The sequence below is a fragment of the Salinibacter ruber DSM 13855 genome, from assembly GCF_000013045.1.
GTDB lineage: Bacteria > Bacteroidota > Rhodothermia > Rhodothermales > Salinibacteraceae > Salinibacter > Salinibacter ruber.
Genome location: NC_007677.1, coordinates 2,710,504 through 2,733,660, shown reverse-complemented (window position 1 = coordinate 2,733,660; position 23,157 = coordinate 2,710,504). Strand labels below are relative to the sequence as shown.

At 66.4% G+C, this 23,157-nt stretch carries 20 protein-coding genes; 10 read left to right on the top strand and 10 right to left on the bottom strand.

The features are described from left to right. The first annotated feature begins 68 nt into the window (after positions 1 to 68). Complete coding sequence (locus SRU_RS11610; RefSeq protein WP_013062482.1) at positions 69 to 776, top strand: ABC transporter ATP-binding protein; 708 nt, start codon at positions 69 to 71, stop codon at positions 774 to 776. A 258-nt stretch (positions 777 to 1,034) separates the two neighbouring features. Here SRU_RS11610 and SRU_RS11605 read toward each other — a convergent pair whose 3' ends face one another. Further along, entirely contained in the window at positions 1,035 to 2,453 is a 1,419-nt protein-coding gene (locus tag SRU_RS11605) for a phosphoglucomutase/phosphomannomutase family protein (RefSeq protein WP_011404928.1), read from the bottom strand. Between the two features lie 255 nt (positions 2,454 to 2,708). Between SRU_RS11605 and SRU_RS11600 the strand changes: the two genes are divergently transcribed. Both SRU_RS11600 and SRU_RS11595 read left to right on the top strand, forming a co-directional pair. Then, positions 2,709 to 3,374: an outer membrane beta-barrel protein gene (locus SRU_RS11600; RefSeq protein ID WP_011404927.1), complete on the top strand. Its 666-nt coding sequence runs from the start codon at positions 2,709 to 2,711 to the stop codon at positions 3,372 to 3,374. Between the two features lie 1,061 nt (positions 3,375 to 4,435). Next, a complete protein-coding gene (locus SRU_RS11595; RefSeq protein ID WP_237701723.1) occupies positions 4,436 to 6,433 on the top strand; it encodes a T9SS type A sorting domain-containing protein in 1,998 nt (665 codons plus the stop codon). 49 nt (positions 6,434 to 6,482) lie between these two features. Here the strand turns inward: SRU_RS11595 and gyrA are convergent, their stop codons facing one another. Then, positions 6,483 to 9,215 carry a DNA gyrase subunit A gene (gene gyrA, locus SRU_RS11590; protein WP_011404925.1) on the bottom strand — a complete coding sequence of 911 codons (2,733 nt, stop codon included), beginning with the start codon at positions 9,213 to 9,215 and terminating at the stop codon, positions 6,483 to 6,485. Between the two features lie 236 nt (positions 9,216 to 9,451). Here gyrA and SRU_RS11585 point away from each other — a divergent pair, with 236 nt between their 5' ends. The 6 genes from SRU_RS11585 to mgtE all read left to right on the top strand — a co-directional run bounded on the left by SRU_RS11585 (position 9,452) and on the right by mgtE (position 17,138). Further along, positions 9,452 to 10,744, top strand: coding sequence for a dihydroorotase (locus tag SRU_RS11585; protein WP_011404924.1), 1,293 nt, complete (start codon positions 9,452 to 9,454; stop codon positions 10,742 to 10,744). A gap of 120 nt (positions 10,745 to 10,864) precedes the next feature. After that, positions 10,865 to 12,121 (top strand): D-alanine--D-alanine ligase family protein, encoded by a 1,257-nt coding sequence (locus SRU_RS11580; RefSeq protein ID WP_231847135.1) that lies wholly within the window; start codon positions 10,865 to 10,867, stop codon positions 12,119 to 12,121. 148 nt (positions 12,122 to 12,269) lie between these two features. Then, positions 12,270 to 13,499, top strand: coding sequence for a tetratricopeptide repeat protein (locus SRU_RS11575; RefSeq protein ID WP_011404922.1), 1,230 nt, complete (start codon positions 12,270 to 12,272; stop codon positions 13,497 to 13,499). 134 nt (positions 13,500 to 13,633) lie between these two features. Beyond that, entirely contained in the window at positions 13,634 to 14,740 is a 1,107-nt protein-coding gene (locus SRU_RS11570) for a vWA domain-containing protein (RefSeq protein WP_011404921.1), read from the top strand. A 105-nt stretch (positions 14,741 to 14,845) separates the two neighbouring features. Continuing rightward, complete coding sequence (gene rsmA / locus SRU_RS11565) at positions 14,846 to 15,649, top strand: 16S rRNA (adenine(1518)-N(6)/adenine(1519)-N(6))-dimethyltransferase RsmA (protein WP_043553388.1); 804 nt, start codon at positions 14,846 to 14,848, stop codon at positions 15,647 to 15,649. A gap of 70 nt (positions 15,650 to 15,719) precedes the next feature. Further along, positions 15,720 to 17,138, top strand: a complete 1,419-nt coding sequence (gene mgtE, locus SRU_RS11560; RefSeq protein ID WP_011404919.1) for a magnesium transporter — start codon at positions 15,720 to 15,722, stop codon at positions 17,136 to 17,138. Between the two features lie 44 nt (positions 17,139 to 17,182). Here the strand turns inward: mgtE and SRU_RS11555 are convergent, their stop codons facing one another. The 5 genes from SRU_RS11555 to SRU_RS11535 all read right to left on the bottom strand — a co-directional run bounded on the left by SRU_RS11555 (position 17,183) and on the right by SRU_RS11535 (position 19,956). Next, positions 17,183 to 17,620, bottom strand: coding sequence for a DUF1499 domain-containing protein (locus SRU_RS11555; RefSeq protein WP_011404918.1), 438 nt, complete (start codon positions 17,618 to 17,620; stop codon positions 17,183 to 17,185). Between the two features lie 10 nt (positions 17,621 to 17,630). Further along, a complete protein-coding gene (locus tag SRU_RS11550; protein ID WP_011404917.1) occupies positions 17,631 to 18,062 on the bottom strand; it encodes a cytochrome c maturation protein CcmE in 432 nt (143 codons plus the stop codon). A gap of 27 nt (positions 18,063 to 18,089) precedes the next feature. After that, complete coding sequence (locus tag SRU_RS11545) at positions 18,090 to 18,371, bottom strand: CcmD family protein (RefSeq protein WP_231847134.1); 282 nt, start codon at positions 18,369 to 18,371, stop codon at positions 18,090 to 18,092. A gap of 58 nt (positions 18,372 to 18,429) precedes the next feature. Next, positions 18,430 to 19,182, bottom strand: coding sequence for a cytochrome c biogenesis protein (locus SRU_RS11540; RefSeq protein WP_011404915.1), 753 nt, complete (start codon positions 19,180 to 19,182; stop codon positions 18,430 to 18,432). A 105-nt stretch (positions 19,183 to 19,287) separates the two neighbouring features. After that, positions 19,288 to 19,956, bottom strand: coding sequence for a heme exporter protein CcmB (locus SRU_RS11535; RefSeq protein ID WP_043552516.1), 669 nt, complete (start codon positions 19,954 to 19,956; stop codon positions 19,288 to 19,290). Between the two features lie 153 nt (positions 19,957 to 20,109). On the opposite strand from SRU_RS11535, the gene SRU_RS11530 reads away from it, so the two are divergent. Further along, positions 20,110 to 21,087 carry an ADP-ribosylglycohydrolase family protein gene (locus SRU_RS11530; protein WP_011404913.1) on the top strand — a complete coding sequence of 326 codons (978 nt, stop codon included), beginning with the start codon at positions 20,110 to 20,112 and terminating at the stop codon, positions 21,085 to 21,087. Between the two features lie 137 nt (positions 21,088 to 21,224). On the opposite strand, the gene SRU_RS16050 is transcribed toward SRU_RS11530, so the two are convergent. The 3 genes from SRU_RS16050 to SRU_RS11520 form a co-directional block, all read right to left on the bottom strand. Next, positions 21,225 to 21,332: a hypothetical protein gene (locus tag SRU_RS16050; protein WP_419559585.1), complete on the bottom strand. Its 108-nt coding sequence runs from the start codon at positions 21,330 to 21,332 to the stop codon at positions 21,225 to 21,227. Between the two features lie 161 nt (positions 21,333 to 21,493). Next, the gene (locus tag SRU_RS11525) at positions 21,494 to 21,727 is read right to left on the bottom strand and encodes a hypothetical protein (protein ID WP_043553384.1); all 234 of its coding nucleotides are present in this window, start codon (positions 21,725 to 21,727) and stop codon (positions 21,494 to 21,496) included. 473 nt (positions 21,728 to 22,200) lie between these two features. After that, positions 22,201 to 22,947 (bottom strand): transposase, encoded by a 747-nt coding sequence (locus tag SRU_RS11520; RefSeq protein ID WP_011404911.1) that lies wholly within the window; start codon positions 22,945 to 22,947, stop codon positions 22,201 to 22,203. Positions 22,948 to 23,157: the final 210 nt, after the last annotated feature.

Here is a 23,157-nt window from a genome sequence, read left to right as displayed (position 1 = left end):
GGGTTTCCGGGGCATCGTCGTCCGACACTGCACCCTCTCTCATTTCGCAACGATTCTTCTTCGCGCCCATGAGCGAGACCTCCGTTCTCCAGGTCGAGTCCCTGACGAAGACGTTTCCCAGCGGGGGGCGCACCCTGACGGTGATTGACGACGTGAGCTTTTCGGTGAACGAGGGCGACACCTGCTCCATCGTCGGCCCGTCGGGCAGTGGCAAGACGACCCTGCTGGGGCTGTGCGCCGGCCTCGACCAGCCGACGAGCGGGCGCGTGGAGCTTTGTGGCGTCGACCTCACGCCCCTCGACGAAGACGAGCGTGCCGAGGTGCGCAACCGAAACGTCGGGTTCGTCTTCCAGACCTTCCGCCTGCTCCCGACGCTGACGGCCCTGGAGAACGTGATGGTGCCGGCCGAGCTGCGGGGCGATGCCGACCCGCGCACCCGGGCCGCCGATTTGCTCGACGAGGTGGGGCTGGGCGACCGGCTCGACCACTACCCCACGCAGCTCTCGGGGGGCGAGCGCCAGCGGGTGGCCATGGCGCGGGCCTTCATCAACCGCCCCCGCGTGCTCTTCGCCGACGAGCCGACCGGCAACCTCGACGCCGAGACGGCCGGTCGGATCGAGGATCTTCTCTTCGAGCTGAACGAGACCGCCGGCACGACGCTCGTCCTGGTGTCGCACGACCAGGAGCTGGCCGCCCGCACGGAACGCATCCTCCACCTCCGTGGCGGGCAGGTCGTCGACGACGAACAGGTGTCGGAACCGGCCGGCGTCGCCTAGCGGGCTGTCTGCCGGCCGGGCGCCGGTCTCCGACGCCCGGAAACGGACACGCAGGGCGCCTGGGGCACCGGGGGCAATGCGGACGCCCCGTCTCGTTTTCCGCGGGGAACAGAGGGCTCGACGGAAAGAACCGGTCTCTGGATGCCCCACAAGGGGCGGCCCCCCAAGTCCGTAGGGAAGCCGCCCCTGCTGACTGTGTGTGGCAATGGGGCAACGGGGCCCTTGGAAGAGAATCCCTCAGAGGGCCGGAGAGGGGCATCAGTTGAGCCCCAGCTGCGCCGACGCGTCCTTCACCAGTGCCTCGGCGGCTTCCGGCGATTCGGCCTCGGAGTAGACGCGCAGCACCGGCTCGGTGCCGGACGGGCGGATGAGCAGCCAGCCGTGGTCCGTGACGTGCTTGAAGCCGTCGAGCGTCCGCACCTCCTCAACGGCGTGGCCGTTCACCGACTCCAGGCCACCCTGGTTGTCGAGCCGGTCCAGCACGTCCGCCTTCTGGTCCTCGCGGATGTGGATGTCGTCGCGGTAGTTGTAGTGCGGCCCGAACTCCTCCAGTAGCTCGTCCACGAGGGCGGAGAGCGTCATGCCGCGCTCTACCATCATTTCCACGATCAGGAGGCCGATGTAGACGCCGTCGCGCTCCGGGATGTGCCCGGCCGCCGCGATGCCGCCCGACTCCTCGCCGCCCACCAGCACGTTGCCCTCGGCCATCTTCGGGGCGATGTGCTTGAACCCGATCGGAGTCGTCTCCACGTCCAGCCCGTAGCGGGCGCCCATCTTGTCGAGCAGGTGGGTGGTGGAAAAGGTCTTCACGATGGAGCCGGTGAGGCCGCGCTCCTCGTAGAGGTACTTCACGAGCAGGGCGAGGATGCGGTGGGAACTCACGAAGGTGCCGTCCTCGTCGACCATCCCGATGCGGTCGCCGTCGCCGTCGTTGGCGAGGCCAACCGCGGCGTCGCTTTGGGCAACGGTGTCGGACAGCTCGCCCAGCCGGTCCGCGATCGGCTCCGGGGCCACGCCGTGAAAGCCGGGGTTGAGGTCGTGGCGGAGGGACACCACGCCGTCCCCAAGGAGCGCCTCCACGAGCCCCTGCGCCGCGCCGAACATGGCGTCGTGAGCAATCGTGAGGTCGGCGTTCTGGATCGCCGAGATGTTGAGCGCGTCCCGGAGGGCGTCGAGGTACCCGCCCCGGACGCCGTCGGTCTGAACCGCGCCGTCGGCGGCGAGGGTGCCGAACGGGGCAAGGGAGGTGCCGTCCAGATTGTGGTCCGGCACGGCCCCCTCGACGGACGCGATCATGTCCGGGGGCGCGGGGCCGCCGAAGTGTGCCTTGATCTTGTAGCCGTTGTACGAGGGGGGGTTGTGGCTGGCCGTAATCACCACGCCGGCGTCGTGCCCGGCCGCCTGGGTGGCCCAGCTGACCGCCGGGGTGGGCACGATCGAGTCGGCCAGGGTGACCGACACGCCCGCATCCGCGAGCACCCGGGCGGCCCGTTCGGCGAACTCCGCCCCGAGGAACCGGGTGTCGTGGCCGAGGACGATCGACGGCGTGTCGCCGTAGTCGTCGTGCAGCCAGTTCGCGGTGGCCTGGGCCACGCGTTCGAGGTTGGCGAAGGTATAGTCGTCGGCGATGACGGCCCGCCAGCCGTCGGTCCCAAATTCGATCGGCGTGTTGGCCATGTTGGAAGAGCGGTCGGTGGAAGGAAGGGCGATTGGCAACACCTCCGGTGCGAAGGCAACACCTCAAAGAAAAGAAGCCGTCGGGGGAAAAGCCACCCCCCGCGTTCGCCCCTGAGGCGGGGGTGAGACGCAGAGGCGAACGGACGAACAGACGTCGAAGGAAAAGCAAATTCCAGGAGAACGAGCCGGAAGCGTCTGCGTTGGGGTCGGCAGTATGGACTCGACATCCTGTTCTGCAACCGCCCAATCCCCTCCATGCACGTCCGTTCGTCCGCCGCAGTGTCCCTGTTGGTTCTCCTGATTGTGCTGCTCGGGGGCGGGCGGGCCGAGGCGCAGGCCGTACGGGTGGAGGCCGGGGGCGGGTGGGCGATCCCGTCCACGGAGGTTGACGTGTCCGTTGAAGGGCGGGACCGCCCCGCAGAAATCAATCCCGGATCGGGGCCGAGCGGGTACGTCGCGGTGGGCCTGATGCGGAGGCTCACGGACAATCTGTCGTTGGGGGTGCGGGTCCGTGCCCAGCAGTTGCAACTGCGCGTGGGAAGCGATGATGTTTCCCCTTCGATCGACCGTTGCGTGAACTCGTGCCCGGGGGGACGCCTGCGGGCTCTGTCGTTGGAGGGGCAACTGCACCTCACGTCGGTCGGGCGCATCGCCCCATACTTCCTGGTCGGCCTCGGCGTGGCGCAGACCACCATCGACGGCACCCGCATCGACGCGGGGGGCACCGCATTTCAGCTCTCGGAGACCGACGTGACGGACGCGGGGGGGAACGTGGGCTTTGGGGCGGCCCTGCGGCTCGTGAGGGGCCTTTCGCTCACGGCGGAGACGCGCGTGACCGGCAGCCTGCCGGGCGCGAAGGCCAATGCCGTCACGACGTTTCCGTTTACGCTGGGGCTTGCCTATCACTTTGGGGGAATGTAGGTCTTGGTTGCTGCTCTGTCAGAGAACTGGACTCCATGCAGTGCCGGGGGCGAATACACATTTACGCTTGTTTCTTTCCTTGTCTATCTTTCTGGTGCCCGTGAAGTCACTCACATGAATGAGAATCGTCGGGGCTGAATATGGGCTGCCGACCGACGAACAGTTCTTTCATGGGCGCCAGACCGACTCATGGAATAGTAGCCAACCATTGAACAAAGGGTGGGGGCGCTTCTGCTAGATTTTCAGATTGAATCACCGCTTCAATGTACCGAGTCTGTTTGACTGCCTTTGTGCTCTTGGGGATCGCTCTTTTCGGGACGGTCCCGGCTGCCGGACAGGACGATCCCGAAAACCCTCGTGCTGTGGGCATGCTCGATACAGAAGGAATATCTACTTCTGTCATGCGGGCGGCCCGGAGGGGGATCACTGGACCAGACGGGACTGGTAAGAATGGGCCCCTGGTGAAGATCGGGTCGGAGTTGGCTTTGCTGTACGAGCAGCAGCAAGCCGCCGGAGCAGCCGGAGTGCGGTCGATTCGAGAACAATCCGTGCAGCCGATCGCGAAAAGGCAAGAGGACGTGGGGCAGATTCGGAGCCGAGTGCAATCGCCCATTTCTCCGGACGGTGAGTCCGTGTCCGTTAACGCCATTGCCGTAGGCGAAACGGACCGGCTGTATGCTGAGCTTCGTCGACTGGGGTTGGAGAACGGGGCATCGGCAGGAGATGTGGTATCGGGAAAACTTCCGATTGGGGCGCTCGGAGACGCGGCGCAGTTGGACGCCCTTCAGGGCATGCTCCCAGCTCACGTGCGGACGCACACTGGAAGCGTCGGCTCGGAGGCAGACACGTCCCATGCTACCGTAGCGGTACGAGAAACGAGAAACCTCGACGGAAGCGGGCAGAAGATCTGCGCCCTGTCCGACAGCTACGATGCCCGCGGGCAGGCGAGCCGAGACATCCAGTCAGGAGATCTCCCGGGACCGGGCAACCCAGAGGGAAATACGTCTCCGGTCGACGTGGTGCAAGAAGGAGGGGCGGATGGAAGTGACGAGGGGCGGGCAATGCTGCAACTGATCCACGACATCGCGCCTGGGGCGGAGCTGGGCTTCCATACGGCCTTCGGAGGAATTGGAATCTTCGCCCAAGGGATCCGGGACCTGGCCGATGCCGGTTGCACCGTGATCGTTGATGACGTAGGGTACAACCTCGAGCCGTTTTACCAGGACGGTCCCGTCTCAAATGCGGTTGACGACGTAGTGCAGAATGAGGGTATTCCCTACTTCTCCTCCGCCGGGAACGATGGGCAGAACTCCTATGAGGCACCGTTCCGAGATTCCGGGGAGCCGGGCGTCATCAACAGTTCGTCCGATGCCCACGACTTCGACCCTTCGAGTGGGACGGACACCCGCCAGGAGATTACCCTTGAGGCGGGTGGCAACTTTCGCATCTTTTCCTTTCAGTGGACCGACCCTTCATCTATCGTCGATGGATCGGACGGGGCCGATACGGACATTGACGTGGCGCTGGTCGACGAGACCGGCACCATCGTTGCGGAGTCGATTGGCAATAACATCGAGACTGGTGTTCCACTCGAGAGCATTGACTACACCAACGAGACGGGCAGTGCCCAGACGCTCGACTTGGTGATTGAGAAAGCTGGCGGGCCCGACCCGGAGGAAGTCAAGTACGTGTACAGTGGCAGCGGCTATGCCATTCAGGAGTACGACACGCTTGGCCCGACGGTGTACGGTCACCCGATGGCGGAAGGGGCCATGGCAGTCGCCGCCGCCCCCTTCTTCTTCACGTCCGCTTACGACTCGGACGCCGATCCAGCGATTCTGGAGTCGTTCTCCTCGAAGGGCGGCATTCCGCTGCTCTTCAACCAAGACGGGAGCCGCCGGGCCACCCCGAAGGTTCGGCAAAAGCCAGACGTGACGGGCACCGATGGAATCGACAACACGTTCTTCGGGAGCGACATCTCGGACACGGCCCTTGGAGGAGTCGACCCGGATCCACATCCGAATTTCTTTGGCACCTCGGCGGCGGCGCCGAACGTAGCGGCCATCGGGGCACTGATTCGGCAGGCGCGTCCCGGCCTGGCCCCGGCCGGCGTGTACGACCGCCTGGAGTCGACCGCGGCGGACGTGACAGAGCGCGCTGACCGCACCAACACGCTTCAGCAGATCGGATCGGGGCGTGACCCGTGGAGCGGAGCGGGCTTTGTGCAGGGACCAGACGCAGTACCGGATCCTGTACTGACAGGGCTGCAGGCGACCGCTGAGAATTCAAGGAGTGGAGCGGTGACGCTTTCCTGGGAGGTGGATCCCGATGTCAGCATCCAGAACTACAAAGTGCAGCGGCGTTACTTCAATGGGCAGTTTGAAGCGGTGAAATCGGTCGATGCTCCTCCGGTGCGGCTTGAGGGACTCGGTCTTGGTGCTTTTTCCTTCCGGGTGCGATGGACGCGTGCCGACGGCACGCAAGGCACTTCGGTTATCGCAACCGACACGCTCAACGTGCAGGAGCTCAGTGCCACAGAAGGCATGAAAGACGAATCGGGACGTCGTCCGGTTGAGCTTTCGTGGAGCACGCCGCAGGGAACGAAAGGCTTCACATACCGGATAGAGCGGCAGAAGGGTCGGCAAGGACCCTTTGAATCTGTGGGGACAACAGATCGGACCAGCTTTCGGGCCGAGCGGCAAGTCCCTGGCAAATACAACTACCGCGTGGTGTCGATCGACGAACAGGGCAACAGCCTCACGAGCCAAGCTGAGTCCAAGCAGATTGAGTTGGAGGAGTCGGCCTTTGCTCTGGGTCCGTATCCGAATCCCGTTCGGAGCACCGCAACGCTCGACGTGACGGCACAGACTGGTCAGTCTGTGACGATAGAAGTCTACGACGCTCTCGGAAGACGTTTGTACCAAGATCGTCGAGACCTAGAGGCCCTCACGCCTGCTACTTTGACCGTGGACGCAAGCCGCTGGAGCAGTGGCACGTACTTCCTTCGCGTGAGCGGGAACGAGTTCACGAAGACCCGCAAGATGGTTGTCGTGAGGTAATAGACGTAGGAAGTAGGGGCGCGCATCAGACTTCCGGTGGGGAGCCAGATCATGTGCCACTTGTGTCTTCGACGGCGTCGCTGGCCGCGTCGTCGTCCATCTCCCCGTTCGCGGCGGCCGCGGCGTCGGCGTCGGGGGCCTCGTCGTCGGCCGTCCCGTCGTCGGCCTCCGGCTCGTCGGTGTCGGCCACGCGGGTGACGTCGGCAATCGCGTCCCCGTCCTTTAGGTCGATGACCTGCACGCCCTGCGTGTTGCGGCCCATCGTGCTGATCTCCCCGACCCGGGTGCGGATCATGATGCCGCCCTCGGTGATGACCATCAGGTCCTCGTCGCCGAGCACGCCCTTGATGGAGACGAGGGCGCCTGTGCGGTCGGTGCGGTTGAGGGTGATGAGGCCCTTGCCGCCCCGGCCCTGCACCCGGTAGTCGGAGAGGGCCGTGCGCTTGCCGTAGCCGTGCTCCGCGATTGCGAGCACGTCGAGGTCATCGTGCATCGCCGGGGGCACCGAGATCATGCCCACCAGCTCCTGGTCGCCGGGCAGCTCCATGCCCCGCACGCCCCGCGTGTTGCGGCCCATCGGGCGCGCGTCGCCCTCGTCGAAGTGGACGGCCCGGCCGCCGGAGGAGGCCACCACGACCGTGTTGTCGCCGCCGGTGAGGGACGCCTCGATGAGCTGGTCGCCCTCGTCGATCTTGATGCCGATGATGCCGTTGGAACGCGGGCGGCTGTACGCTTCGAGCGCGGTCTTTTTGACCTGGCCCTGCCGCGTGGCCGCGAGGACGTAGTGGCTGTTGAGGAAGGCCTCGTCCTCAAAGTTCTCCTTGCTTACGCTGATGACGGCCCGCACGCGGTCATCCGGGTCGATGTCGATGAGCTGCCGGATCGACCGGCCCTTCGCCGTCCGGCCGCCCTCCGGAATTTCGAAGGGGCGGAGCCAGAAGCACTGGCCCTTGTCGGTAAAGAGGAGCAGCACGTCGTGGGAGTGGCACACGTAGAGGTGCTCGATGAAGTCGTCCTCCCGCTTGCCCGTGCCCCGCATGCCGACGCCGCCCCGGCCCTGTGTGCGGTACGTATCGATGGGGGTGCGCTTCGTGAGGCCCTGGTTTGTGATCGTGACGACGACGTGTTGGCGCTCGATCAGGTCCTCGATGATGATGTCGTCGCCGCCGGTGTAGTCGATCTCGGTGCGGCGCTCATCGTCGAACCGCTCCTTGACCGTTAGCAGCTCCTCCTTGATGAGCGCCATCCGGCGGTCGCGGCTGTTCAGGATGCGCTGGTACTCTCGAATTTGCTCGATGATGTCCTCGTACTCGCCGATAATCTTCTCGCGCTCCAGCCCCGTCAGGCGGCTCAGGCGCAGGCGCAGGATGGCGTTGGCCTGGGCCTCGGTCAGCCAGTCGCCCTCGTCCGGCTGCTGCACGAGCTCCTCGTACTCGTCGCCCAGGAGGGCCTGGACGGTGTCCTGCTCCTCGTCGGCCTCCCCCGGCGGGGTGAGAGGCACGTTGATCGTACGGAGGTCGTCGTCCGACAGGGCGTCCGGATAGCGGCCCGCGCGGAGGTTCTGGCGGGCCGTCCCGGTGTCGGGGGAGTGGCGGATGATGGCGATGACGGCGTCGAGGTGATCGAGCGCCAGGGTGAGCCCCTCCAGGATGTGGGCGCGGTCCTGGGCCTGCGCCAGGTCGTACTCCGTGCGGCGGACGACGATCTCGTGCCGGTGGTCCACGTAGTGCCGGATCGCGTCCTTTAGGGTGACCACCTGGGGGCGCCCGCCCACCAGCGCCACCATGTTGACGCCGAACGTGTCCTGCAGGCGCGAGTGCTTGTAGACCTGATTTTTGACGATCTCGGCGTTGGCCCCCTGCTTTAGCTCAATCACGATGCGGAGGCCGTCTCGGTCGCTCTCGTCGCGCAGGTCGGCGATGCCCTCGATGCGCTCCTGGCGCACGCGGTCGGCGATCCGCTCCACCTCGCGGCTCTTGTTCACCTGGTACGGCAGCTCGGTCACCACGAGCGCGTCGCGCCCGCTGCGCACCTCCTCCTCGTGCATCTTGGCGCGCATGACGACCCGGCCCCGGCCCGTGTGGTAGGCCTCGTAGACCCCCGCGTAGCCGTAGATGATGCCGCCGGTCGGAAAATCCGGCGCCGGGAGGTGGTCCATCAGGTTGTCGATCTCGATGTCCGGATCGTCGATGTAGGCGACCGTCGCGTCGATCGTCTCACCCAGGTTGTGGGGCGGGATTTTCGTGGCCATCCCCACGGCGATGCCGTCGGCCCCGTTCACGAGCATGTTGGGGAACGCGGCGGGGAGCACCGTCGGCTCCTCCATCGTCCCGTCGAAGTTTTCCTGCGTGTCGACCGTCTCCTTGCCGATGTCGGTCAGCATCTGCTCGGCGATCCGCGTCATGCGGGCCTCCGTGTACCGCATCGCCGCCGCCGAGTCGCCGTCGACGGAGCCGAAGTTGCCCTGCCCGTCGGCCAGCGGGTACCGCATCGAGAAGTGCTGGGCCATGCGCACGAGCGTGTCGTAGACCGACGAGTCGCCGTGCGGGTGGTACTTTCCGAGCACCTCCCCCACGATGCGGGCGCTCTTCTTGTAGTTGGCGCCCTGGGTGAGGCCGAGCTCGTGCATGCCGTACAGGACGCGGCGGTGCACCGGCTTGAGGCCGTCGCGCACGTCCGGAAGCGCGCGGCTCACGATCACCGACATCGAGTAGTCGATGTAGGAGGACTTCATCTCCTCCTCGATGTTAATCGGGATCACGCGGCTGTCGTCGGCTTCCATGGTGTGGGTGGACGGCTGGTACGAAGGCGGTAACGAAAAAGCGGCCTGGGCCGACGGCCCAGACAACAGAGCTTCAACTTGTAAAACATACGCAATCAGGGGCAGAAGTGCCACCAAAATGCCCGTCAGAACCCACTTCCACCGGCTTTTGACAAGGCGGGCGGGGCCGTTGACGGACGGGGACTGAGATCGTACCTTGGGGCAAATCGCACTTCCTCACGACGCCCCGTTTCCGCATGACGCCTCATCTGCTCCTCCGCGGCGGCACGCTGCTCCGGCCCGAGCCGAAAACGACCCAGGACGCCGACCTGCTCATCCGGGACGGCACGATTGCCACGATCGGAACCGACCTGGACGTGGGGGACGACGTGCCGGCGTACGACGCGTCGGGCCTGTTCATCTCGCCGGGGTGGATGGACATGCACGTCCACCTGCGGGAGCCCGGCTACGAGCACAAAGAAACCGTCGCGACCGGCAGCCGCGCGGCCCTCGCGGGCGGGTTCACGGACGTGGCCTGCATGCCCAATACCGATCCGCCCCTCCACACGCGCGACGTGGTCGAGTTTGTGCGGGAGCGGGCCGAGGACACGCCGGTGGGCGTCCACCCCATCGCGTGCGTCTCCAAAGAGCGGGCCGGTGACGAGATTGCCGAGATGGCCGACCTGGAGGCCGGCGGGGCCGTCGCCTTCAGCGACGACGGGGCGCCGGTGCCGACGGCAGGGCTGATGCGGCGGGCCCTGGAGTACAGCAGCATGCTCGACCGCCCCATCATCAACCACATGGAGGAGGAGACGCTCAATCCGAGCGGACAGATGCACGAGGGCGAGGTGTCGGCGCGGCTCGGGCTCGACGGCATTCCGGCGGCGTCCGAGGACGTGATGATTGCCCGCGACATTGAACTGGCGGCCCGCACCGGGGGCGCCCTCCACGTGGCGCACATCTCCACCGCCCGGGGCGTGGAGCTCGTGCGGCGGGCCAAGGCCCACGGCGTGCCCGTCACGGCGGAGGTGTGCACCCACCACCTGACGCTCACGGACGCGGCGGTGGAGGCGTCCCAGTTCGACACGAATACAAAAATGCACCCGCCCCTCCGCTCGCCGGCCGACGTGGCGGCCCTGAAGGAGGGCCTGGCCGACGGCACCATCGACGCGATCTGTACCGACCACGCCCCCCACGCGTCCTACGAAAAGCAGGTCGAGTTCGCCCATGCCCCCTTCGGCATCCTCGGCCTCGAAACCGCCTGGGGGCTCATCGGGCGCGAGCTGATCGAGCCGGGCGTGCTCTCTGTGGAAGAGGCGGTGCGGACGCTGACCGTCGCCCCGCGCCGCATCCTGCACCTCGACGAACCGGGTCTCACAGAGGGCACGCCGGCGCGGCTGACGGTCTTCGACGCGTCGACCGAGTGGACCTTCACAAAAGACGACATCCGGTCGAAGAGCGAAAACACCCCGTTCACGGACGCCGAGATGGTGGGGCGGCCCCGGGCGGTCTACAGCGACGGGCAGTTCGTGGAGTGCGGGGCGGCGTAGCGGCCCGCTCGCGCCGAGCAGGAGCGGGACGCCGCCTCCGGGGGATCGTCCGGGCGCTCGTCTCCGTACCGGATGCCTCCCTCCGCATCGTTCTGTTTCTCGTCCGTCCCCGGCCCCACTGTGTCCTCCGAGCCCCTACAGGTTGGCATCGTCCTCGGCGGGGTGGCCCCCGAGCACGAGGTGTCGGTCATCACGGCGCTGCAGGCCGCCGCGGCGCTCGACCGCGACCGGTACACGCCCGTGCCCATCTACGTCGCGAAGGACGGCACGTGGTACACGGGGGACGCCCTGCTGGAGGTGGAGGCGTACCGCGACCTGGACGCCCTCCGCGAGGACGCGCTGCCCGTGGCCCTCGCGCCGACGCCGTACGGGCACCTCGAGCTGCTCGAAGACCGCGCGCCGGGCATCCTGAAGCGCCTCCAGCGCCCCGCACTGCGGCGCCGGATCGACGTCATGCTGCTGGGATTGCACGGCGGCCCCGGCGAGAACGGGGGCGTGCAGGGCCTCTGCGAGACGTTCAACGTGCCCTACACCAGCGCCGGCGTGTTCGGCTCCGCCCTCGGCATGGACAAGGTCATGTCGAAGCGGGTGTGCCGGCAGGCCGGGATTCCCGTGGTCGACTTCGTGGCCCTCCGCGAGGGGGAATGGGCCGGCCGGGAGGCGGCGGCCCTGGACGAGTGCGAGGCCACCCTCGACTACCCGCTCGTCGTGAAGCCGGCCCGCTGCGGGTCGTCCATCGGCATCGCGCAGGTGAACACCCGGGCGGAACTCGACGCGGCCATCGAGGACGCGCTTCGGTACGACGACAAGGTGGTCGTGGAGAAGGCGGTGGAGGCGCTGCGCGAGATCAACTGCTCGGTGCTGGGCGACGGCCACGAGGCCACGCCCAGCGTGCTGGAGGAGCCGGTGCCGTCGGACGACGACGCGGTGCTCACCTTTCAGGACAAGTACATGCGGGAGGACGGAGAGGCGGCGAAGGCGGAGGGCGGCACCAAAAGTGCCGAGTCGAGCCCGGAAGGCATGGCCGCCCAGGACCGCATCGTGCCGGCGAACCTCTCCGACGAGCGCACCGAAACGATTCAGGACCTGGCCGTCCGCATCTTCCACCAGTTCGAGTGCGCCGGGGTCGTCCGCATCGACTTCATGATCGACGAGTCGACCGGGCGGGTCTATTTCAACGAAATAAACACCATCCCGGGCTCGTTCTCGTTCTACCTGTGGGAGCCGTCCGGCGTGTCGTTCGACGCGCTGGTGGACCGGCTGGTGACCATCGCCCGCCGCCGCCACCGCGACCGGAACGGACGGGTCCAGACCTACGACGTGAACCTGCTCGCCGAGAAGAACCTGCAGGGCGTCAAGGCGGACGAGGCGCCCTAGAACCTCCATCAACATTGGTCGCGACGATGGGAAGCCCCCTGCCTCGTCGCCCCGAACATCAACGAGAGTCAAGGGCACGCGCTGACTTGGGGGCCCATCCGACCGAGTGGCGAGCCCCACTTACTTGCCCTTCGCCAACATGACCCGTATGCCGTTTGGTAGCGTATTGCCGGTCCGGATGGCCGTCGCCGTGCTCGCGGCCCTGCTCCTAACGGGGGCAGACCGCGCCCGCGGCCAGCCCCATTCGGCCCCGGCGGCCGCCGAGACCACCGCCGTGGCGCAGACCTCCTCCGTGCTCACCGACGAGTTTGTCCGGACGACGGGCACCGAGGGGCTCGATCGGCTCTACGGCATGCAGTTCGAGGCGGCGAAGGCCCGCTTCGAAAAAATCGATGCGCGCTACCCCGATCATCCCATCGGGCCGTTCCTGCAGGGGCTCAACCTGTGGTGGACCATCATGCTCGACCTGACGGACACCTCCCACGACGAGGCGTTCGCCGAACAGATGAACACCGTGATCGACCGGTGCGACGCGCTGCTGGCGGAGGACCCGGACCATTTCGACGCGGCCCTCTTCAAGGCGGCGGCCCACGGCTTTCTGTCCCGTCTCCACTCCAACCGGTATCACTGGTGGAAGACCCTCCGGAACGCCCAGAAGGCCATTAGCTACGTCCAGACGGTCGAGGAGGTGGCGCCGGAGCGGGGCGACTACGTCTTCGGCTCGGGCATGTACGACTACTACGCGGCCATCCTGCCGGAGGAATATTCGCTGTCGAAGGCCCTCATGTGGATGCTGCCCGACGGCAACAAGGAGCGGGGGCTCACGCTGCTTCGCGAGACGGCCACGAATGGGCACTACGTGCAGACGGAGGCGATCTACTTCCTCGCGAAGGTCCACTACCTGTACGAGGATGATTTCCGAGAGACCCGGAAGTGGACCGAGCGGCTCCGCGAGCGGCATCCGAACAACCCCTTCTTCCACACCTTCGAGGGGCGGGTCTACGCCCGGTGGGGACGCTGGGGAGAGGCGCGCCGCATCTTCGAGGCGGTCGTAGAGCGCGCAGAGGCCGGGCAGGCGGGCTACAACACCCACATGGAGGAAATCGCACAGCTGTACCTGGCCCGCGACCGGCTCTACCGGGACGCCTACCGGGAGGCCCTGCAGCACCTGGCGGAGCTGGAGCAACTGACCGCCCGGGAGACCATCGAGGACACGCGCTACCGGGTGCTCGGCTATCTGTACCAGGGCATGGTGTACGACGCCCTCGGCCGCCGCGAGATGGCCGTCAACCGCTACCGGACGGTGCTCAACATGGAAGACGCGTCCGGGGCCCACGAGCGCGCGGAGCGGTACCTCGAGGAGGCCTACTCGGGCTGAGCGCAGGCCCACAGGCGGGAGGCGAATGTCCCATCCGTGTAAGGATGCGTGGGGCGCGTCCGTGAAGAACAAACAAACAGCAGGATCCCGGCGTATCTCTCGTGTAGTATTTTTCTCAGACCCCCCACTCCGCCATGCGTTTTCGGTATACCGACTGGGACCCCGTCCGCCACGGCAGTCAGCAGCCGCTCTTTGAGGAGCTCCTCGACCTCTTCCAGGAACTGCTCGAACACACGGCGGGGGACGCGGAGGAGGCCCTCGACTGGATGGAACAGCTCGACGACAAGTACGGCCTGACTGAGGGCTCGGACAAGGACCTCGACGACTTCATCGAGGAGCTAAAGAAGCGCGGCTACCTCGAAGACGGCGAGGACGGCGAGACGGTCGAGATTACGGCCCGCACCGAGCGCTCGCTCCGGCAGTCGGCCCTGGAGGAAATCTTCAACGACCTCAAGAAGGGCGGCATGGGCGGCCACCGCACCTCCTATACCGGACAGGGCGACGAGCGGCTGCCCGAGACAAAGGACTGGCAGTTCGGGGACGACCTGTCGAATCTCGACGTGACCGGCACCCTCTCCAACTCGTTCAAGCGCTCCGGCGTGGGGGACGACTGGAACCTCGCGGAGGACGACTTTCAGGTCCACAAGACGGACCACCACGCCTCCATGGCGACGGTGCTCATGATCGACCTCTCCCACTCGATGGTGCTCTACGGGGAGGATCGAATCACGCCGGCCCGGCGGGTGGCGCTGGCCCTCTCGGAGCTGATCATGACCCAGTACCCGAAGGACTCCCTCGACATCGTGGCCTTCGGCAACGACGCCTGGGAGGTGGACGTGGAGGAGCTGCCGTACCTCGACGTGGGCCCGTATTACACGAACACGCGGGCCGGGCTGCGGCGGGCGCGCGACATTCTGCACCGCCGCAACAACCGCAACAAGCAGATCTTCATGATCACCGACGGCAAGCCCAGCTGCCACATCGAGGACGGGGAGATGTACCGCAACGCCTACGGGCTGGACCGCAAGGTCGTCAACAAGGTGCTCGACGAGGCCACGGTCTGTCGGCGCGAGGACATCACGATCACGACCTTCATGATCGCCCGCGATCCGGGCCTGCGCGACTTCGTCCGCGAGCTGACGGAGGCCAACCAGGGCCGCGCCTACTACTCGGAACTCGACGACCTCGGCTCCTTCCTGTTCGAAGACTACGTCCGAAACCGGCGAAAGCACATGGGTTGAACGGTTTCGCGTTGAACGTTGGAACGTTCGCACGTGGGCCGTGATTGCGGTAGTCGCTCCTCCCCGAGAGCGTTCAGCGTTCCAACGTCCAACGTTCCAATGAAGATGAGCATTCCGTTTCGCCCGAAGCAGAGCCTCGGCCAAAATTTTCTGCACGACCCCAACATGGCCGAAAAGATCGTGGGGACGCTGACGGCCCCGCCGGAGGCCCACGTCGTGGAGGTGGGGGCCGGCACCGGCGTGCTTACCGAACGGCTGGCCGAGCGGCACGACCGGCTCACGGCCCTGGAGATTGACGAGCGGGCCGTGGAGGTCCTCCGCGAGCGCGTCCCCGAGGCGGACGTGCGGGAGACGGACGTGCGGGAGACGGACTGGGCCGCCCTCGCCGACGAGAAGGGCGGGCCGCTCCGCGTCATCAGCAACACGCCGTACTACCTCACGAGCCCGATCCTCTTCGCCCTGCTGGGGCAGCGAGACTGCCTCGCCGAGGCGGTGCTCACGATGCAGAAAGAGGTGGCCGAGCGGATCGTCGCGGAGCCGAGCACCAAGGCGTACGGCATTCTCAGTGTCCTGCTGCAGCTCTTCGCCGAGCCGACCCTCTGCTTTACGGTGCCGCCGCAGGTCTTCTCCCCCCAGCCCGACGTCACGAGCGCGGTGGTCCGTATTCGATTCGGCCCCGACACGGAGCCCGAGGATCTTCACTTCGACGACGCGCGCCGCTACGTGCGGGCGGCCTTCAACCAGCGCCGCAAGATGCTCCGCAACAGCCTGAGCGCCTGGACGAAGGAGCAGGACGTCGGCTTCCCGAACGACTGGGGCCGGAAGCGGGCCGAGGCGCTCACGCCCGACGAGTTCGCGACGCTCGCTCGTCACCTGGACGCCCACGCCGACCCGGTCCCCGACGCCTAACGCACACCTCTGGGGTCGACCCGTTTGCGGAACGGACCGGATTTGAATCCTGCCCAGTCGCCGTCGCGCCATGCCCGCCTCCGACCCGTCTCCCTCGTCGTCCTCGCGATCGCCGGCCGCCTCCGACGGGCCGCCGTACAGCGGCCTGCTGGAGGTCGACGAGTCGGTCGTGGACGACATCGCCACCCTGCTGACGGAGCAGCAGCGCGGGATGGTGCTCAACCTGGTCGCCGACCTCTATCCGGCCGACGTGGCCCTGCTGCTTCGCCGCCTGCCGGACGCGGAGGCCGGCCGCCTCTTTCGGTGGCTCCCGCCGGAGATGGGCGCCGACGTGCTCGCGGAGATGGAGGATGCAGTGCGGGCGGCGCTGCTGGACGACCTGCGGCCGGACACCCTCATCGACCTGATCGACGCGCTCGACACCGACGACGCGGCGGACGTGCTCGCCGACCTGCCGGACCGGGTGGCCCTGGAGGTGCTGCCCGACCTGGAGGACGCGGCGGACCTGACCGAGCTGCTGGAGTACGGCGAGGAGACGGCCGGCGGCATCATGGCCCGCGAGTACGTGGCCCTTGCTCCGGACCAGACCCTGCAGGAGGCCACCGAGGCGGTCCGGCGCAGCGCCGCCGACGTGGACGATGTGTATACGGCCTACGTCGTGGACGAGGCGGGGACGCTCCTCGGCACCCTCTCGCTCAAGCAACTGCTGCTCTCTGCGGGGGCGGTGAAGGTCCGCGACGTCATGGACGCCGACTTTATCTCGGTTGCGCCCCGGGTGGACCAGGAGGAGGTGGGCCGCGTCGTGCAGCGGTACGACCTCGTGTCCGTGCCGGTGGTCAACGACACGGGCCGGATGATGGGCCGCATCACCATTGACGACGTGGTGGACGTCATCCGCGACGAGGCGGAGGAGGACATGCAGCTCATGAGCGGCCTCACCGGGGAGGAGGAGACCGTCGACTCGGCGGTCCAGGTGAGCCGGGGGCGCCTGCCGTGGCTGATCGTGGGGCTCGTGGGGTCGGGGCTGTCCGGCACCGTCATCGGGGCCTTCGAAGCCACGCTTCAACAGGCCGTGGTCCTCGCCACGTTCATTCCCGTCGTGACGGCCATGGGGGGGAACGCCGCGGTCCAGAGCGCGGCCATCGCCGTGCAGGGCCTCGGGGCGGGGGAGCTCTGGCTGTCCGACGCCTTCAAGCGCATCGGGAAGGAGATGCTCGTGGCCCTGCTCAACGGCATCGTCGTGGCGGGGCTGCTCTGCGGAACGGTGGCCCTGCTCGGCATGGGGGACGTGACGATGCTCGTGGCGACCCTCAGCCTGACGATGCTGTCCGTGAGCCTGGTGGCGACCACCAACGGCGCGCTGATTCCCTTTCTGCTGACGTGGCTGGGGGTGGACCCGGCCAGCGCGATGGGGCCGTTCGTCACGACCCTCAACGACATCATGGGGCTGGCCATCTACTTCCTCATCGCCACGGCGCTCTACCTGTAGGCCGCCCCGGCCGTGGCGGTTGTACGCGCCATGGCGGTCGTACGCTACGACGTGGACGACGCGTCGCGGAGGGCGGCCCCGACCGCCTCCAGGAATCGGTCGACGCGGCGCCGGTTGACGCCGAGGTCGCTGTGCCCCACCCGGCTTGCGCTGCGGACGTACAGGGCGCTGCCGCCGCCGTCCCGGGCCCGGACGGCCACGGCCACGTCGTCCTTAAAAATTAGGGCCACCCGGTACACCGCCTCCAGCCGACGGGCGGCAGACGAATCGGGCCGACGGAGCGTGACGGGGCCCAGTGATTCGAGGGCCCGCTCGGCGGCCGCGTACAGCGTGTCCGGCGAAGCCTCGTATCCGCGCGCCACACGCTCGCAATTGGGCGTGTCGGGGCAGTCGGAAAGGGGATTGTCGGGCAGCGACTGGGCCTCGGCCACGATCGGAAGCGTCAGGGCGAGCAGGACAGCGCCGAGTCTGAACGGGGGCACAGGGGAAGGGCTACTGCGGCGTAGAAGACGTAGGGGGCGTCTCTTGGGACGACCGGCTTGCCTTCTGCTTCAGGCCCTGCGCGTCGTTGTACTTCGAAGGGCATTTCACGAGGATGTTTTCGGCCACGAACGTGCCGTCCTGGTTTCGCCCCTCCACGACCACCTGCTCGGCCTCCTCAAAGTTGGCCGGCTTCGGGTTGTTGTACCGCACCTTTCGGACCGTCCCGTCCTCGTCGCGCATGTAAAAGGTGAAGACGTTCTGCATGCGGTCGTAGCTCGTGGGACGGTCCTCCGCCCACGTGCCGACCACGTGGGCCGTGGCCCCGGTGCGGGCGGCCTGCTCAAAGTTCATGTACCCGCCCACCTGGCTGCCAAAGTTGACGAACAGGAGGGTGCCGAAGCCAATCATGCCGGCCAGGCCGAGGATGGTCTTCCACTTCATGGGGACACAGGGAATGAGGGTGCAAAACTACTCGTCTTCTGAAATGGACCGGTCGATGCGCCGTTCCAGGCGCTCAATCCGACGGTCGGTCCGGAAGAGGAGCGCCACCACCCCGATCCAGATCAGCAGCACGACGGCGAGCACGACGTAAATCTTGCCGTCCTGGCCCATGATGCGGTCCAGCCCGTCCGGGGCGGCGGCGTCGGGCTGTTCCGTCCATGTGCTATCGTAGACCGCGGTCGTGTCCGGGCGCTCCTGCTCCGGCCGGAGGGCGGGCGGATCGGAGGGCCGGAGGGGATGAATCGTCATGACGCAGCGGAGACGGCGGGGTGGATCGAAGAACAGAACCGGACTGGGGCCGCGGGCGTCAGCGGCCGGCGCCCTCATCGTCGTGGGCCGCCCCGAGGGCCTTTTGCCGCAGGACCTCCTGGAGCCAGGCCAGGCGCACCCGCTGCGTGTACAGGAGCCAGCAGAGCCCCAAAAAGGCCAGGACGGAGGGGTAGAAGACCCAGCGCATGGCCGGGGCGAGGTCCGTCTGGCTGAAGGCCGGGCTGCCCTCCCCGCCGGGGTGGAGGCTCGGCATCTGACGGGGCAGGATGTAGAGCAGGAAGGGCATCGTCACGACTGCGAACAGGTTGTAGACCGCCGCGATGCGCCCTCGCGTCCGCGGGGCGTCGATGGCGTCGCGCAGGACGAAGTACCCGGCGTAGATGAGCAGGAGGACCGCCGCCATCGACTGCTTCGGGTCAAAATTCCACCAGACCCCGGTGCCTTCGTACCAGGTGAAGCGGGCCCACACCATGCCCGTTATGATGCCGAGCCCACCGAAAATGAGGCCCAGCCGGGCCGCCTCCCGGGCGCGGAGGTCGCGAATGCGGTCGCCGCTCCGAAGGTACTGGGCCGAGTGATACGCCGAGACGATCGTCGCCGCCATGAGCGTAAACCACATCGGCACGTGGAAATACAGGTTGCGCGCCGACTGTTCGAGGATGTCCAACTGCGGAATCTCGCCCAGGAAGCCGGCGGCAAGGATGCCGGTCAGCGTCACCACCACGACGCCTCGCACGACGCGGTACAGGCGACGGCCAACCGGAAACGGGGGCTGTGCGGGGGACGACATGACGCAGCGAGGGAACGTGAGTAAGGATGTCATCGCCTGATACGTCCCCCAAAGTGGGGACTTCCGGAGGCGCCTCTGAATTCGCTCAACGTTCAAAGCGGCGGGTTACTCGGCCCATACGTAGTCGAACAGCACCACGGCCGCGGAGAGGGTGGCCCCGGCAAACCCCACGAGCGTGAGGAGCTCGTCCTGCGCCGCGACCCACCGCTGGCCGAGGAGCGCCTTGCGCGTGGCCCCCACCCCCGACACCAGCACCGGCACCAGCACCGGCAGCAGAAGCACCGGCAGGAGCGGGCCGCCGCGGGAGGCGCGGGCCACGAGGGCCGACAGCAGTGTCGTCGCGCCGGTCAGGCCGAGGGCGCCGATCGCAAGCGTGCCCGCAAACAGGCTCGGCGTCCCGACGGAGACGCCGAGCAGCAGCAGGAAGACGCCGGTGGCGACGAGGGTCAGAAGTGCCACCAGGCCAAAGTTGAACAGCAGCTTGCCGGCGAACACCATGCTGGCCCGCGTGTGGAGCCGGAGCAGGAGCGCGGTGCCGCCCTCGTGCTCCGCCACGAACGACCGCCCCAGCCCAATCGAGGCCGCGAAGAGGAGGACGATCCACAAGAGCGCGGCCCGCACCCGGGCGCTCAGGGGCTGCGGCCCCACGGCGAACGCCACGAGGAGGAGGGCCGCAAGGGCGAACAGGAGAAGCGTATTCGCCGCGTACCGGCTGCGCAGCTCGGTGCGCAGGTCCTTCCGAAACACCGACCAGGCGCCGGCGAGCCAATCCATGGGACGCAAAGACGACGAGAAGTGGAACGCGACCGTGTCCCTTCGTTTCGAAGGGAGCGACCAAAATAGCGATGCGGGCACGGAAAATCGACTGCCCCTCCGCTCCCCTCCGTCTCCTGTTCGGCCCTGTTCACGGATTGCGCCGCCCGCCTCATGAGCACCACGCCTCCCCCTTCCGATTCCATTGCCGGGGCGCTTCTCGGCACCGCCGTCGGCGACGCGCTGGGCATGCCCGTCGAGGGCCTCAGCCACGCCAACGTGCGCACCTACTACAAGGGCATCAAAGAGTACCGGGACGACGACCAGCGGGGGGATCTAGGCGCCGGGCAGTGGACCGACGACACGCAGATGACGTTCGCACTTGTGCGGGCCCTCACCGACCACCCCGCGTCGCCGGACGCGTGGCCGGCCGCCGTCGCGGACGAGTACGTTGCCCTCCGGCCCGAGGCCCGGCGCTGGGGCGAGACCACCACCACCGCCGTCGACCGGCTGGCCGACGGCACGCCGCCCGCCGAGGCGGGCGTGCCCGACCGGCCGACCGACGGCGCCGCGATGCGGGCGGCCCCGCTCGGCGTGTGGTGGGCGGCCCGGGACCTTGATCGCGAGGCGGCCTTCGAGGCCATTCGTCCGGTGCTGGCCGTCACCCACCGGCATCCGGCGGCCCTGGCGGCCGGGTGGGGGCAGGCAGTGGCCGTCCACACGCTGCTGGGCTGGACGCCCGATGCGTTCGACCGCGCGGCCTTCTGGGAGCGGCTGGTCGACGCGACGGCGTGGGCGGAGGGGCGGCTCGACGGCGACGATCGCGTATCGGGCCGCCTGGAGGCCCTCGCGGACCACCTCGACGCCTTTCCACTCAACCTCGGGGACGCGTGCGACGGGGTGGGGATTCGTGCGGACGAGGCCTGGCCGTTCGCGTGTGCGATGGTTGCGCGCCGCGCCCACCTCCTGGAAAACACACTGCTCTCCGGCATCAACGTCGGGGGCGACGCCGACACCACCGGGGCGATGATGGGGGCCATGCTGGGCGCGCTGCACGGCTGGTCGGCCTTTCCCGACGAGTGGGGGGAGGGCCTGGAGGCGTTTGACCGTCTCGAAGCGGAGGCCCGGGCGCTTGCCGGTGCTCTCTCGTAAGGGTGGAGGGGGGATGTATGAAAGTGTGAAGGCGTCTTCCCTCATCTATGCTTCCAGCCTTCCATCCTTTCAGAACGCCCGCGCCTCAATTGTCGGATAGGGTTGGTCGTCGAAATGCTGGGCTTCACTCTGAACTCCTACTGCAGCCGGGACAGCACTCGGTCATACTCATCGTGATCGCCAATCCAGAACCATTCGATGTGATCCTCCTCTCGGATCCCGAGAGCGCGGTACGAGCGATTGATCCGTACTGATCACACCGGTTCGTTCGGTGAGACCTTCTTGAAGTGAAGACTGGGATGATGGGGATTGTCCAGCCACATCGAGAATTTCGATCGTGCTTGCTTCTGCACGTCGGCTGGGAGATCAGTGAACAGTGTTCGGAACTGCTCGGTCGTGGATGAGGTCACGATTCGTTGCTCCCCAGAAACTCCTCAAGCGGAACCGACTCTTCTTTCCTCGCCTCCGTTCGAGCCTTCGAGGCGATTTTCTGCCACTCTTCGTCGGTGGTCTGGGCAAAGAGCTCTTCCCATCGCTGATCGTCGTCCAGCTCCGCAAGGTACGCGGCGGCATATCGATCTTGCTGCGTCTCGGGAAGGCGTTTCAGTCGGCCAATGAGCCGCTCCATCAGTTTCGTCATGGTCTCGGTCCAGTTGTTCAAATCGACCTGTCAACTCGTCTGCCAGTGGGGCCCAAAAAGAAAGCGGAGGCTTACGCCCGTCGGCGCATGTACCCTCGGCCTAATTGGTCTTGACTGGCTACCGGACAGCTTCAGAAATAGGGCCGGATTCCGATTCGGAGAGGAATCTGATTGGTCAAACACCGCTGAAGCCACCGCCGCCCGAGCTCCACGTAGCTTCGATCTCGACGACCAGTTCTGTCGACCTTTGACCGAAAGCCCCGCTTGACCATCCATGCACCGACATGCAGGAGCCAGACGTACGTCCACGAAAGAGCCATCACCAGCCGCGAGAGCCGCTCTGGTGGATAGATCCGGCTCCGGTTCAAATGGAAGCCTCCGTCTTCCAAATCCGCAAACAACTGTTCGATCCACATCCGGCGGCTGTAAGTGCGGATCGTTGCGTAGCTGGCTTCCCGGTCGGTACAGATCAGTCACGGATCGTCCTCATCTTCGGCTTGGCAAAGGGCGAGACCCACGGGGCCGTATTCGTTGTCTTTCGTCACGATGACGTCTTGCAGGTATCGTCGTTCTCCTTCCTCCGGAACCAGATCTCGAAGCTGTTTCCAGGTCCCTTCCTTGGGAAAGCCTTTGGAGGAATCTTTGAAGGAGCGGATGTAGGTGTCTGCGTGGAGCCGCAGGCAAAAATGCCATCCCTGATCCTCTATAAAGTCCATCAGATCAGTGGAATGAAACGCCCCGTCGCCTACGACCACAACCTCTGCTTCGTCGGGAAACCGGCCCACAAGCGCTTTGAGCAGGGATATCTGCTGCTCAGCGTTCGTGACTCCTTCCCGTCGGTACGTTTCCCAGCAGATCGGAAGGGCTCTTCGGCGATAAGCAATCCCAGCCATAAGCACCTGCCGCTCTCCGGAAAGCTCCACCGTGTCGACCAGAAGTCGAATCGGGCCGCTCCCCTGCGTTTCTGCTCCCTGGGCCGCCCACTCAATCAGGCGGTCTCGAACCGGGCTGTAGAATCGCTCAGGATCAACGTTTTCGTTTCCAAGAAATCGCCGCAAGTGGCGCGTCTTGCTTTCCAGTTGGGCCGTCCCAGCAATCCGACCGGCCACCTTCGAAAGATGAACATGCTCGGCCAGATGCAATCCGGTGATCATCTGTGCCAGAGCGCGGCGCCGGGTAGCCAGCGCCTCGGGAAGCAGTTGGGAAAGCGTCGACTCCATTTTACGTTGGATGAGAAGGCTGTTGCTCATTGGCGGGCTGGAACGGGAGGTTCGGTGATTGGCTCACCACAACCTCAACGGTCTGTCCGCCGAGGGCAACGGCCTTCTTCTACTTTAGCAGGGATTCGAAAAACTGTCCGGTAGCCAGTGGTCTTGAATTGTAACGGGAGCATTCCAAGAGAGTTCGTTTGTCGAGAAGGAATTTTCCGG

Excerpts from the sequence above, each read along its gene's own strand:
- gyrA (WP_011404925.1), bottom strand. The coding sequence starts at position 9,215 with ATGGAAGCCGACGACAGCCGCGTGATCCCGATTAACATCGAGGAGGAG.
- SRU_RS11570 (WP_011404921.1), top strand. The coding sequence starts at position 13,634 with ATGCGTTTTCGGTATACCGACTGGGACCCCGTCCGCCACGGCAGTCAG.
- SRU_RS11540 (WP_011404915.1), bottom strand. The coding sequence starts at position 19,182 with ATGTCGTCCCCCGCACAGCCCCCGTTTCCGGTTGGCCGTCGCCTGTAC.
- SRU_RS11530 (WP_011404913.1), top strand. The coding sequence starts at position 20,110 with ATGAGCACCACGCCTCCCCCTTCCGATTCCATTGCCGGGGCGCTTCTC.
- SRU_RS11550 (WP_011404917.1), bottom strand. The coding sequence starts at position 18,062 with ATGAAGTGGAAGACCATCCTCGGCCTGGCCGGCATGATTGGCTTCGGC.
- SRU_RS11600 (WP_011404927.1), top strand. The coding sequence starts at position 2,709 with ATGCACGTCCGTTCGTCCGCCGCAGTGTCCCTGTTGGTTCTCCTGATT.
- SRU_RS11545 (WP_231847134.1), bottom strand. The coding sequence starts at position 18,371 with ATGACGATTCATCCCCTCCGGCCCTCCGATCCGCCCGCCCTCCGGCCG.
- SRU_RS11585 (WP_011404924.1), top strand. The coding sequence starts at position 9,452 with ATGACGCCTCATCTGCTCCTCCGCGGCGGCACGCTGCTCCGGCCCGAG.
- mgtE (WP_011404919.1), top strand. The coding sequence starts at position 15,720 with ATGCCCGCCTCCGACCCGTCTCCCTCGTCGTCCTCGCGATCGCCGGCC.
- SRU_RS11605 (WP_011404928.1), bottom strand. The coding sequence starts at position 2,453 with ATGGCCAACACGCCGATCGAATTTGGGACCGACGGCTGGCGGGCCGTC.
- SRU_RS11520 (WP_011404911.1), bottom strand. The coding sequence starts at position 22,947 with ATGGAGTCGACGCTTTCCCAACTGCTTCCCGAGGCGCTGGCTACCCGG.
- SRU_RS11535 (WP_043552516.1), bottom strand. The coding sequence starts at position 19,956 with ATGGATTGGCTCGCCGGCGCCTGGTCGGTGTTTCGGAAGGACCTGCGC.
- rsmA (WP_043553388.1), top strand. The coding sequence starts at position 14,846 with ATGAGCATTCCGTTTCGCCCGAAGCAGAGCCTCGGCCAAAATTTTCTG.
- SRU_RS11610 (WP_013062482.1), top strand. The coding sequence starts at position 69 with ATGAGCGAGACCTCCGTTCTCCAGGTCGAGTCCCTGACGAAGACGTTT.
- SRU_RS11595 (WP_237701723.1), top strand. The coding sequence starts at position 4,436 with ATGCTGCAACTGATCCACGACATCGCGCCTGGGGCGGAGCTGGGCTTC.
- SRU_RS11525 (WP_043553384.1), bottom strand. The coding sequence starts at position 21,727 with ATGACGAAACTGATGGAGCGGCTCATTGGCCGACTGAAACGCCTTCCC.
- SRU_RS11575 (WP_011404922.1), top strand. The coding sequence starts at position 12,270 with ATGCCGTTTGGTAGCGTATTGCCGGTCCGGATGGCCGTCGCCGTGCTC.